This is a genomic window from Thermogemmatispora argillosa, from assembly GCF_059696725.1.
This window is the reverse complement of sequence record NZ_AP019377.1, coordinates 5,364,515-5,376,896: the sequence shown is the minus strand read 5'-3', so window position 1 is coordinate 5,376,896 and position 12,382 is coordinate 5,364,515. Positions and strand designations below refer to the sequence as shown.

The window sequence follows — 12,382 nt, the reverse complement described above, 5'->3', positions numbered from 1 at the left end:
CAAGCTGCCAGATAGGAGGGGCTCAGAGAACACGGCTCCTCAGCGCTGCGGTGGCTCCTCCAGGGGAGGCGCCGCCGAAGCCGGCCCGCCCTCGCGCCGCTGCGTCTCGCTCTCCTCCAGCGGGAGCGGCAGCGTGGGCGTCGTCGACAGCCCCGGCCTGGAGATGTCCAGCGGCTCCATCGTGGGACCACCCGGCTCGCTCGCCTCCTCCCAGACCGCAGCCCCTTCCTCAGAGGCCAGCAGCGCCGTGCGAACGGAGGCCGCCAACTCCAGCGCCGGATCAAGAGACAAGGCCCGTTCCAGATCCGCCAGAGCCTCCTGACGGCGGCCCAGCGCCGCATAGACCTGCCCGCGACAGGCGATCGCCCAGGCATAGTCTGGTCGCAGGCTCAGCGCCTGCTCCAGGCACCCCAGCGCCTCCCCGTAGCGGCCCAACAGCCGATAGACCTCGCCGTACTCGCCCAAGGCCCGCACCTCCTGCGGATTCAGCGCTAAAGCGCGCTCAAGATCGGCTAGCGCCTGTTCATAGTGGCCCCGCAGGCGATGGACCTCCGCCCGATGCACCAAAGCCCAAACATAGCCTTCGTCCAGCGCTAAAGCGCGCTCATAATCCTGCAGCGCCTCCTCATAGCGGCCCAGCCGCGTATAAACCTGGCCACGGCTGGCCCAGGAACGCGCATCGAACGGATTCAGCTCCAACACCCGCGACAGATCCTCTAGCGCCTCAGAGTAGCGTCGCAACCGTCGCAGCACGCGCGAGCGCTCCACAAAGGCCCAGACATTAGAGGCATCCAGAGCGATCGCCTGGCTGTGATCGGCCAGGGCCTCGGTATAGGCCTGGCGGTAGCGCTGGACCCGTCCGCGAAAAAAGTAGGCCGCCGCCCGCGCCCGCGGCGACAAAGCCTGATCCTGACAGAGCCGATCGAAGAGGCGCAGGCCTGTCGCCCAATCGCCTTCTTCCATTGCCCGCAGCCCGGCCTGCATCAACTCCAACAGCTCGCGCTGGGTCCGCTCCAGATCGCGCCGCACCTCCTCCAGGGTCGCCATCTCCACCAGGCGCGTCGCAAAGCGTCGCTCCTGATAGAGCGCCAGCGTAAAGCACTCCAACAACTCCCCCCAGTACTTGCCGGCATCGGCGATCAACCCATGATAAAGCGCGTTCAGCGTCCCCTCCTGCCAGCGGGCCGCCTGCCAATACTCGCGCCCCGGCTCATAGAGGGCATCGCGCTGCTGGCGGTAGAAGGTCGCCAGGCAGGCATGCAGCTCGCGATACTCGGCAGGGCTGCGACGGCGCAGATACTCCAGCATCATGCGCCGCACCACCGAATGATAGCGCCAGCCCTCGCCGCGCTCGCTCACGAACGGTAGCCCGACCAGCCAGCTAAAGATTCGCTCCACATGCGGCGCCTGCGCTCCCAGCGCACAGCGCAGCAGGTAAGCCAGCACATCGCGATTGAGCATCCGCGGCAGCGCCCCCAGCAGAGCCGCCTCACGCAGCGCCGGATCATTGACCCAGCGCAAGAAGCGCTCTACCATATCGCTGGCCGGCAGCACCGGGTAGGCCGCCCCTGTCTCGCGCGGCGCCGCCAGCCAGCTCATCAGCACCGGTAGCCGGCCAGAGACCTCGATAATTTCCTGGCGCCGCAGCGGATCGCGCACATGATAGAGGTCAAGGAAAGCCTCGGCCTCCTCCTCCGTAAAGACGTCCAGGCGAATGACTCGCGTCACAGGGCGCAGAATGCCCCATTCTCTGTCAAGCGGCTCGCGTCCGGCCAGCACCAGGCGAATGCGTCCCGAGGGCCGGTACTCGGGCAGCCGCAGCAGCCAGTCGAACAGCGCCGGGCGCGTCGCCTCCAGATTATCGAGACAGAGCAGCACCGGCCAGCGCTCGGCCACCCGATTGAGATCGGCAAAAAAGAGCTGGCTGAGCACCGACTCAGGATCGCGCAACAGCTCGATCTCCTCTCGATTGCCCAACTTGCGCAACAGATAGCGCCCCCACTCGCTGGCCAGCTCCTCGACCTCCTCCAGCGACAGATAAGAGATAGCCGGACCGACCACCGGCAACAGCTCGCCCGCCAGAAAAGCCATGCGCAGCAACGTGCGCACCGGCAGTCCCCCCTGCCCGCGCGGCGCCTGGGGATCAGACTCAATCTCATGCAAGCGCTGATAGTAGAGCCGATGGCGCTCCTCAAATGCCTTCAGATGCAGGCCGCGCATCTCGAACTGAGCCGCCAGATGCCCCAGCACCGCCAGAACATCGCGCTGCCGCTCATCGCACTCGGCGACCAGAAAGCCCTGTTCACGGGCCAGCGCCTGATAGCGGCGCAGGAGGGTCGTCTTACCAACGCCAGCCTGACCGGTCAGATAAAAGATCAGCGTGCGTGGCGGCTCACGGAGCAGTTCCTGCAAAAACAGCGCCAGCTCCTGCTGACGGCCCACAAAGCGCTCACTCTCGCTTTGGTGAATAATCTGGCTCCAATCCTGACTTGAGGCCATCGACCACTCCTTCTCGGTCAGCAATCCGCACGCAGCCTCGCGCCGTCCCCTGAGCCCCGCCCCGCCTGGCCTGGGGCTGAGCAGCGCGCCAGGGAAAGGAGGACAACCGGCTCAACCGCGTTCGGCCAGCGACTCATCATCGGTGGGGAGGCCGCCGGCGACAGAGGCGCTGGCCAGCTCCTCAGCGGCCAGCCTGCTGCCAGCATAGCGGCACTCGTCCAGCAAAGGACAGCCGGGACAACGCGGGCGCTGGGCCAGGCAGACGCGTCGTCCGTGGCGGATCAGATTGACATGCAGCGCATAGACCCAGGCCGGCGGCGTCATCTCCCCTAGCAAGACATGCGCCTGCTCCGCGCTCACCTTTGGCCCGATCAGACCGAGCCGACGCGCCACGCGATGAACATGCGTATCCACCGGCATCACCGGCCAGCCCAAGGCGAACAGCAGCACACAGGCCGCCGTCTTCGGACCAACGCCGGGCAGGCGACGCAAATACTGCCAGGCTTCCAGCGGACTTCGACGCCGCAGCTCGGCTGTCAAAAAGGCCTCCAGATCCAAGGCGGCCACCGCGGCCCTCTCAGCCGCGATCTCGGCCTGCTGACGCCGTAACTCATTGAGGACCTCCTGAATGCGCTGCGCCTTCAGATTGGCCAGGCCGCCACAGCGAATCGTCGCCGCCACCTGCTCGGTCGGCGCCTGACGCAGGGCCTCCCAGGATGGGAAGGCCGCCCGTAGTTGGGCATAAGCCCGCTCCGAATTGACATCCGAAGTATGCTGCGACAGAATCGTCCCGACCAGTTCGCCCAGGGGATCACCAGAAGGCCGCCACTCCGGCTCACCATAGACCGCCAGTAGCCGCCAGTAGATCCGGGCCAGGTGCGCCGAAGGAGCGGCGGCGCCTGACTCCCCTCCCCCGGAAGAGGGCACCGACGAGAGCCCAGAATGCTCCTCTTTCATAGCAGAAACCAGCCCATCAAAGCAGCGCTGCAGGCAGGAACCGGCTTATCACAGCGCGCTCCTGCCCTTGTTAGCTGTATTGTAGTACACCGCGCACCGTGCGACAACCGCCAACGAAAGACCAGCTTTCAGCCGCCTCGCTGGGAACAGGCGTTCTCACTCCCGCTCAGGCCACATTCCAATAGGCGCTATCGAAGCCTTCGAGTAGGGGCGAATTAGACGCCTGGGGCATCACTACCAGCAGCGCCCGCATGGCGCGCGTCATTCCCACAAAGAGCGTGCGCCGGTCGATAGCCAGCAGCTCATCGCGCTCCTCCTCGCTCGGCGCCGCCAGCGCCCGCTGATGCCAGCCGCCCTCGGTAAAGCCAGCCAGGGCCACCACAGGAAACTCAAGCCCTTTCGCCGACTGCAGCGTCAGGACCTTCACCCCCGCCGCCTGCAGATCCAGCTCCTGGCCCCGCATGAAGCGCGCCGGCACGCCCTGGGCCCTCAGCTCCTCAGCCAGCACTTGACCGGCCCGCACCGTCGGCGTCAGGACCGCACAGGCCCCGATCCCTAGCCGCAGCTCATGGGCCGCCGCCGGCAGAAAGCGCCGTAACAGATCGACCTCCTCGGTTCGCGAGGCCACGCGCCGCAGGGCCGGCACCGGCCCGCTATGTTCATAGCGCCGCTCGTACGACTCCCTCTCCCCATCCAGCTCGCCAGCCGCCTGGGCCCGTAGATAGGCCCGCGCCGCCTCGCCAATCTCGCGCGTCGAGCGATAATTGACCGTGAGTACGCTCGTCCGCCCGCGGAAGCGCAGCCACTCGTGAACATCCGTCCAGGAGAAGCCATTGCCATAAATCGATTGATTGGCATCCGCTGTAATAAAGAGCAGCCGCGGATCGCGACAGAGCGACACCAGCAGGCGCAGAGCCGCCGGATCGAGGTCCTGGGCCTCGTCGACAATGACCGCATCGTAGCAGGGCGGCAGCAGCCCAGCAGCGGCCCAGGCTGCAGCGCGAGCCCGCACCTGCTGCCAGGTCTCCCTACCGTACTGGCCCAGCAGCGCCACGAAAGCCTCATAGAGCGCCCAAACCGCGCGGCGCTGCTGAGGCGAGAGCGCCACGCGCCGGCCCGGGCGCGGAGCCTGCAAGTACTCCTCCAATGAGCCAATCTGGCGCGCCATAATGACCTGCGTCAGCTCGCGCCGGAGATATTCCGGTCCCAGGCGCTCCAACAGTTGGCCTAGCGGCTGTCGCTCGCTCGCCGATCCCGCCAGGCGCACCCGTTCCAGGGCCTCCCCAAAGAGCTGCTGCTCCTCGGGGGCGGTCAGGGGTCTGGGCGGCTCTCCCAGCCCATCGAGCAATTGATAAATCAAGCGATCCGCCGTTTGCACCTCCACGCAGCGCATATCCACCCCAGGAAGCTGGCGCAGCAATTGCTCACACGAGCGCACCAGAGCATTTGTATAGGTTGTCAACAACAAGCGCATCTCAGCACGTCCCTGGCGGCGCAGCTCCTCCTGCAGAGCGCGTACACGGTAGAGCGCGATCGTGCTCTTGCCCGTGCCCGGCCCGCCTTTCAGCAGGGTTGGACCGCCTGAGCGCAGGCCGCGCGTCACATAGCTTTCCTGCTCGGGCGAGAGGCGCAACAAAAACCCGGCCAGCTCCCCCTCGCGATAGCGCAGCAGATCCTCAACATCGCTGAGCAGATAGTCCGGCTGCTGAAGCACCGCAACCAGCGGGCGCTCAAACATATGTTGATCGATCAGCAGCAGATACTCATCGGGGACGCCCGGGCAGTCCAGTAACTCCTCCTGCGTCTTAATTGGTAGCAGACGCGCATGAAATTCCGGCGGGATACTGAGCAGCCTCAGCAATTCTGGCGTAATTGGCTCGGGCAGCGGGCGACTGGGCGGAGGCTGAGGAGCAAGCCAGCGCTCCCAATAGGCGGAGGGCGCCGTCTCCGCCTGGGGGACGACTGCCTCAGCCGCCGCATTAGCCACCAGAGGCGGGACAGCAGCGCCGTCCGGCAGAGCGGCATCCAGCTCTCCGCTGTAGGTGTCCTGATCACGGCGCCGCAACGCCAGCACACAGATGTACGGGCGCTCGAAACGATAAAAAATACGGTAGGCGCCGCAGCGCAGGCGATAGAGCGGTACCCCCATATGGCGCACATGACAGCGCGTGTGGCCATCGGGAGAAGGGTCCTGCAGCAGCAGATTCAGTTTCTCAATGACAAGACGAACCTCCTTCGGCGCGAGAGTTTGCAAGGCACGCACAAATTCCGGCTTTTGCAACAGATACCAATCACCAGCGGCCATAAAACAAGTCCCTCCAAGCCTCACAAGGCAGCATAGCTAGTCCAGTAGTGAGCAACTCCCTTTTTATGAGTGATATTACTCTATAATCGGCATCAAATAAAAACGCGTGGGAGCGCCAGCTTTAGCAGATGCCTCTGATAAGGCCAGGCGGGACAGCTCACAGCGTGAGAGCACTGGCCCAACGTAGGGGAGAGAGAAGGCGGGAGAGTAAGCAGGCAAGCGGCAAAGGCATCGTAGTCAGTAGCAGCAAAGAAAGGCGCCTGAGCGAGAGAGGACAGTCTCCCACCGGCGCCTTTCAAGCCTGGGCCTTCGCCTGCCTGCGAGGACCCAGGCTTCTGGGGAGGGAAAGCAAGCACAGGGACAACATGGGACAATCTGCTCTTCTCTGGCGGCCCGCTCACTCAGTCCGGCCTCAGCAGCGGCAAGCCGGCAGGGCGGAGCGCCAGCTACCGTCGGCAGCCGCCCAAGCGCAGGCCGGCGCCAGTCCTAGCGACAGCGCGACCGGAACGCTTGCAGGAGCGCTGCATACCAGTGGCCGCTTTCCTTAATCACCCGCCGCTGCGACGCATAGTCCACATAGACGATACCGAAGCGCTTGCGGTAGCCCTCGGCCCACTCGAAATTATCGAGCAGGGACCAGACAAAATAGCCACAGAGCGGCGCTCCTTGCTCAAGGGCCTCGGCGCAGGCGCTAATATATGACGCCAGGTAGGCCACGCGGCGCGGATCATGAACCGTCTCGCCGCCATCCCACTCGTCGGGGAAGGCCGCCCCATTCTCCGTCACATAGAGCCGCTGCACCGGATAATCGCGGCTCACATCGAGCAACAGATCGCGCAGGCCCTGGGGGAAGATCTCCCAGGCCATATCAGTATAGCAGGCATTAGGAACCGGCGAGACCGTGCGACACTGATCAGCCAGCGGCGGCTCAGGAGAACCACGCACCAGCATGCGCGAATAATTATTGACCCCCAGAAAATCCAGAGGAGCCGCGATCAGCTCTAGATCGCCCTCCTCAATCGGAGGCGGATTCAGGCCCAGAGCCGCAAACAGGCCCTCGGGATAGCACCCGCGGTAGAGAGGGTCAAGGAACCAGCGATTTGAGAACGCATGGGCCAGGGCCACATCGCGCTGCGTCTCTGGGCGCTCATCGGCCCCATAGACCTTCACCAGCACCTGAGCAGTCCCAATCTGAGCCTGCGCGGGCAAGACAGCCCGCATGCGAGGCAGGGCCAGCCCGTGGGCCAGCAAGAGATGATGAGCGGCGTCGACCGCCGCCTGCCGATCGCGCAGGCCGGGCGCATGCACACCCACCCCATACCCCAGATAGGCGCTACACCACGGCTCATTGAGCGTCATCCAATGTAAGACACGATCACCGAGCCGGCGCGTCACCACCTCAGCATAGTCGGCAAAAGCATAAGCCGTCGAGCGCACACGCCAGCCCCCCTCACGCTCCAGCACCGAAGGCAGATCCCAGTGATAGAGCGTCACAAACGGCTGGATGCCGGCTTCCAGCAGCGCATCGACCAGGCGATCATAGAAATCCAGGCCCGCCTGATTGACCGTGCCACGTCCCTCGGGCAGCACGCGCGGCCAGGCAATAGAAAAGCGATAGGCATTCAAGCCCAGGCGCGCCATCAGCGCCACATCCTCGCGATAGCGATGGTAATGATCCGCCGCGAGTGCGCCGCTCTGACCATCGGCGACCTTGCCCGGCGTGGCCGAAAAGTCATCCCAGATCGAGGGACCGCGGCCATCCTCAGCGACCGCCCCCTCCACCTGATACGAAGATGTCGCCGCTCCCCAGAAGAAGCCCGCGGGGAAGCGCGCAGCCAGGTCCTCTACCGCCTGGAACGAGACAGTGGGGATACTCGTCATGCGTTCTCCTGTTCTCTATCCTCTCGGGAATATTAGATCTCTCAGATAAGAGAGAGTGGGTGGCCAGTCGGCGCGGCGCCGGCCTAGCCAAGGCTACGAGAGGCACCGAGAGGAGCCGCTCCCGTCCCAGCGCCAGCGCCGACAGAGCGCGCCAGCATCTGGCGCAGCAGGCGCTTACTGGGTCGCGCCTCGCTGCGCAAACGGGGATTGGCCACCTCATCGATGCCGAAGTTGATCAAGGCCAGCCCGGCCCCCAGCAGAGCGATACACAGGCCCGGGGCCGCAAACCACCACCAGGCCCCCAGGAGCAAGGCATCGTTATTCTGGGCCCAGTAGAACATCGTGCCCCAGTCGACGACTGTCACATCGCCCAGCCCCAGGAACTCCAGGCCGGCAGCCGCCAGAATCACGTAGATCGCCGTGCCCACAAAACCAGCGGCCACGATCGCGATCTCGTTCGGGAAAATCTCAAAGAAGATAATGCGCCAGGTTGATTCGCCGCTGGAGCGGGCCGCCTCTACAAAATCGCGCCGGCGCAGCGACAGCGTCTGCGCACGCAGCACACGGGCCTGATAGGCCCAGCTTGTCAGGGCAATCACCACGGCCACAGTCAGCGGCCCCTTGAAGGGCACATAGGCGGCCAGCAGCACCGCCAGCGGGAAACTCGGCAGCACCAGGAAGACATTGATCAGCAGCGAGAGCACCTCATCGATGACCCCGCCCAGGTAGCCGGCGCACAGCCCCACCAACACCGAAATGGCCGTCACCACCAGGCCTGTGGCCATCCCCCAGAGAATCGAAACGCGCGTGCCCACCACCAACTGACTGAAAATGTCCTGACCGGTCTGAGTCGTTCCCAGCCAGTGCTTGGGCGAGGGCGGCATCAGCACATCGTTCGATAGTGCGCTCGGGTCGGTATGGATAAAGAACGGCCCGAAGATCGCCACCAGGAAAAAGAACCCCACAATGCACATCCCTACCATCGCCTTGCGATTCAGCGTGAAGATACGCCAAAGCGTCATCCAGGGACGCTCTGCAGCGAAAGCAGCCGGCAGGCCTCCCGGAGCTGGCGGCGCGGCCCCCTCTGCTGCGGCTGTGCTGCCTGGTTCCTGTGGCTGGCCCGTCGGTGCCGCCACCGGCTCTGGAGATTGCGGTAGCATGGCCATGCTCAATCACTCCTTCTCTCTCGTGTCACGGCTCTCATTCGTCCATTCCGTTCTATTGTTTTTTCAGCCGCGCTTGCCCTCCACGCCGCTAGCGCACGCGTGGATCAAGCACCAGATAGACCAGGTCCGCCAGGAAATTGGCGCCCAGTACCGCCAGCGCGATCAGCAGGAAAATGCCCTGAAGTAGCGGGTAATCCGAATTTTGAGCAGCCTGCAGCAAGGCGAAGCCCACTCCTGGGTAGGAGAAGACCACCTCTGTCAGCAGCGAACCAGCCACCACAAAGCCCAGCGAGAGAGCAAAGCCAGTGACGTTCGGCAGGATCGCATTGCGGGCCGCATAGGAGAACATCACGCGACGCTCGTTAAGCCCCTTGGCCTCGGCCAGCAATACGTAGTCCTCGGTCAGCGTTGTAATCATGGCGTTGCGCATCCCAAGCATCCAGCCCGCGATCGAGGCCAGAACAATCGTGAAGCCTGGCAGCAGGGCATGCTGCAGCGCGCTCAACAAGAAATCGGGGGTCAGCGCGACCGTCAAGGACGTATCATAGCCGCCGTGCAACGGGAACCAGTTCAGGGTGTAGGCCAGCACATAGAGCGCAATCAGGGCCAGCCAGAAGTAGGGAATAGCCGAGAAAAAGGTTAAGAAAGGCGGCAGCACATTATCAAGAAACGAGCCGCGTCTCCAGGCGATCAAGACGCCGAGCAACGACCCCAGGAGAAAGCTGATCAGCACGGAGGTCCCGACGAGGGCCAGTGTCCAGGGCAGCTCTTGAGCCAGGACCGTTGCCACTGGCGTAGGGAAGTAGGTAAAAGAGGTTCCAAGATCGCCGTGAAGCAGACTTCCCAGGTACTGGAAATACTGCACCCAGAGTGGATCATGCGTGATACCAAATTGCAGCTCCAGAGCATGGATCGCCTGGGGCGTCATACGTCCCTGGAAGCGTGCCATCAAGGCCCCTGCCGGATCACCTGGGATCAGGCGCGGGATGATAAAATTCAGCGTAATCGAGGCCCACAGGGCCACCAAGTAGAAGCCGAGGCGGCGCAGTAAATGCCTCATCTGGGTCCCCTTTCCTCCCAGCCGAGAGAGGCGGCGCCGCACGCAGCAACGACGGTGAGGGAACGGCTCACCAGCCGCCGAGAGCGTTGGCGCACGCTGCCGGGTGTTGGCCAAAGTTATTCCTTATTATTACTAAGGTAAACCCGATTGCCTGTCCGTTACCTCTGTATGCCCGTACATCTCGTCTAGTCTGACTGCAGCGGAGAGGCCGGTCTGCCCTCCTGTTCGTCTGTGGTCCTCCCGCTTTGCTCTCCTCTTACCTGTTTTATTGTTTATTATTCTATGTGACTGTTCCGTATTTAGCCGCTGTTGACTGATGGAGCGGAAGCGGCGAGCGAGCCTGACGGCCTGGCCGATTGTCCTCCCTGGAGGAGAAGGGGCGACAGCAGGAAGCCAGGCGAGCCAGGCCGATGCGGAGGGAGGTGAGAGGACCGCACCCGATCGGCCCCCTCACCTCGCCTACGCACGGGGTTTCAGGCAACGGGCTTCAGATTCAAGGCCACCACTTCGGCATCGGGGAAGTCGAAGGGAGCCGGTGAAGCGTAGGCGTTGTTCTTATCCGGCCAGCCCGTGAAATTGCGGCTGCTGTACTCATACCACGTCGCGCCATAGACCAGCGGGATGCTCGGGAGCTGCTCGACCATGATCTGCTGCAGACCATAGAGAGCCTCCTGCTGCTTGGTCTGATCTGTGGTCGTCGCATACTGAGCCAGCAACTTATCGGTCGTCGGGTCCATCCAGCGCTCCCAGTTGGAAGGAGCTGGCTTTCCCAGCGGCGCGCTATTGGTACTATTCAGCAGCGAATTGTAGAGGTAGAAGGGCGTCGGTCCCGGGTTCGTCCAGGAGATCGCCATATCGTAGTTGCCCATCTGCAGGGCGCTGTAGTAAGCGTTGAACGAAATCGAATTCACTTTGGCATCGATGCCGATCGCCTTCAGATTGTTGGCAATGATCTGGACCGCCGTCACCCAGTCGGTCCAGCCAGTCACAACGTTGATCTGGAACGACATCTTCTTGCCACTGCTATCGACATAGATGCCATCCGCCCCCTTATGGAAACCGGCGCTCTCAAGTAGCTGCTGCGACTTGTTGGGGTCCTTCGCAAAGGAGACATTGGCGTACTTCGGATTCAGGAAGCTCTGGTTCTCGGGCAGCACCAGGCCGGTCGGGCTGGCTACCGGCTCGTAGCCGCTCTCAGCCACCTTATAGATCTGCTCGCGGTCGATGGCCGCGCTGATGGCCTGCCGCACCGCCAACTGATTGAACGGCGCCTTCGCCGTATTCAAATACAGCATCACAATGTTGCGGTTGGGGAACCAATAGTGATTATGAGCGGGGTCCTTCGCAACATAGGTCTGCTCGATATTGGGCGTATAGAGGCCCGTCCAATCGACATCACCGCGGCTGAGCAGCAGCTCAGCGCTCGTGTTGGAATCGAAGGCCGGATAACGGATCTCGTCGACTGCCGGCTTACCAGGCTGCCAATAATTGGGGTTCTTCTTGAGCGTGATCAACTGCGGCGAGAAGGACTTGAGCATAAAGGGGCCAGTGCCGACCGGATTAGCATCAACGAACTTGGTTGGGTCGCCGGCGCTGGCATACTCATGCTTCGAGACAATCCAGGTCTGGCCGGCCAAATACCACAGGATCGGCGTATAAGGCTCCTTCAAAGTCACCGTGACCGTCTGGTCGTCGGGAGCCTGGACGCTCTGAATATATTGCCAGAGACCATTTCCATCCGCTGCTGGATACTGCTTGAGCATCTGCAGCGTAAAGACGACATCCGCCGAGGTGAAGGGCTGACCATCAGACCACTTCACATTAGGACGCAGATGGAAAGTCAGCGTTTTGGCGTCGCTGGAGAAGTCGTAGCTTTGTGCCAGCCAGGGCGTGATCTGGCTATTCATACGGTTAAAGAAGAGCAGCGTCTCATAGATCATGCCCTGTGAACCATAGTTCGCGTTCGCCGAATAGGGGCTAAAGCCGTTGGTAAAGTCGCCTTTCGGGCTGGGCACAACCGTCAGAACATGGGTCTTATTAGATGAGCTGCTAGAGCCGCCCTGGCCACAGGCCGCCAGCAACACCAGCAAGCTCAGCGCCAGCAGGGAGAGTGCGGCGCGTCCCCAGCCGAGCAGCGAAAGAGGCCGTGGTGAAGAGCGAGAGAGGTCGGACTTGTCGCACATAAGCGTACCTCCTTGCAAAGCGAATCGGACGTCGATTGAGCGCACAAAGCATCGTCTCATCGTGGTCGGCGCTGAACCAGTCAGCCCCACTGAACTAACCCGATCCTGATCCGAAGCCATATCTAAACCCAGCCCGAACGGACCGCGCTGAGCGGCTCGCCTTGCCCCCCATCCAACCGAACCGAACCGAACCGGGCCGAGCGTAGCAGTTTCCCCCGTCCCGGTGCTGTCCCTCTGCCAACAACCCGCTGACTGTCTGCAGCCCTGGCCGGCCAGAGAGCAGCACCGGACGAGGAAGAAGCTATCTCACCTCAGCCGAGCAGGTGAGAAG

The 12,382-nt window shown here is 62.9% G+C and carries 7 protein-coding genes; all 7 read right to left on the bottom strand.

What is annotated here, in order from left to right:
* Positions 1–39: 39 nt before the first annotated feature.
* Positions 40–2,499, bottom strand: a complete 2,460-nt coding sequence (locus AC6H1L_RS20930) for a tetratricopeptide repeat protein (protein WP_497599390.1) — start codon at positions 2,497–2,499, stop codon at positions 40–42.
* 111 nt (positions 2,500–2,610) lie between these two features.
* Positions 2,611–3,426, bottom strand: a complete 816-nt coding sequence (locus AC6H1L_RS20925) for an endonuclease III domain-containing protein (protein WP_497599389.1) — start codon at positions 3,424–3,426, stop codon at positions 2,611–2,613.
* A gap of 196 nt (positions 3,427–3,622) precedes the next feature.
* The gene (locus AC6H1L_RS20920; protein ID WP_497599388.1) at positions 3,623–5,761 is read right to left on the bottom strand and encodes a UvrD-helicase domain-containing protein; all 2,139 of its coding nucleotides are present in this window, start codon (positions 5,759–5,761) and stop codon (positions 3,623–3,625) included.
* Positions 5,762–6,247: 486 nt separating this feature from the next.
* Positions 6,248–7,642: a GH1 family beta-glucosidase gene (locus AC6H1L_RS20915; protein WP_497599387.1), complete on the bottom strand. Its 1,395-nt coding sequence runs from the start codon at positions 7,640–7,642 to the stop codon at positions 6,248–6,250.
* A gap of 83 nt (positions 7,643–7,725) precedes the next feature.
* Complete coding sequence (locus AC6H1L_RS20910; protein ID WP_497599386.1) at positions 7,726–8,808, bottom strand: ABC transporter permease; 1,083 nt, start codon at positions 8,806–8,808, stop codon at positions 7,726–7,728.
* A gap of 88 nt (positions 8,809–8,896) precedes the next feature.
* Entirely contained in the window at positions 8,897–9,868 is a 972-nt protein-coding gene (locus AC6H1L_RS20905) for an ABC transporter permease (protein ID WP_497599385.1), read from the bottom strand.
* Between the two features lie 473 nt (positions 9,869–10,341).
* Positions 10,342–12,051 carry an ABC transporter substrate-binding protein gene (locus tag AC6H1L_RS20900; protein WP_497599384.1) on the bottom strand — a complete coding sequence of 570 codons (1,710 nt, stop codon included), beginning with the start codon at positions 12,049–12,051 and terminating at the stop codon, positions 10,342–10,344.
* Between the last annotated feature and the right edge of the window lie 331 nt (positions 12,052–12,382).

What these genes read in the sequence shown, in the direction of transcription:
- AC6H1L_RS20930 (WP_497599390.1), bottom strand. Translation starts at nt 2,499, where the DNA reads ATGGCCTCAAGTCAGGATTGGAGCCAGATTATTCACCAAAGCGAGAGT.
- AC6H1L_RS20920 (WP_497599388.1), bottom strand. Translation starts at nt 5,761, where the DNA reads ATGGCCGCTGGTGATTGGTATCTGTTGCAAAAGCCGGAATTTGTGCGT.
- AC6H1L_RS20915 (WP_497599387.1), bottom strand. Translation starts at nt 7,642, where the DNA reads ATGACGAGTATCCCCACTGTCTCGTTCCAGGCGGTAGAGGACCTGGCT.
- AC6H1L_RS20910 (WP_497599386.1), bottom strand. Translation starts at nt 8,808, where the DNA reads ATGGCCATGCTACCGCAATCTCCAGAGCCGGTGGCGGCACCGACGGGC.
- AC6H1L_RS20905 (WP_497599385.1), bottom strand. Translation starts at nt 9,868, where the DNA reads ATGAGGCATTTACTGCGCCGCCTCGGCTTCTACTTGGTGGCCCTGTGG.
- AC6H1L_RS20900 (WP_497599384.1), bottom strand. Translation starts at nt 12,051, where the DNA reads ATGTGCGACAAGTCCGACCTCTCTCGCTCTTCACCACGGCCTCTTTCG.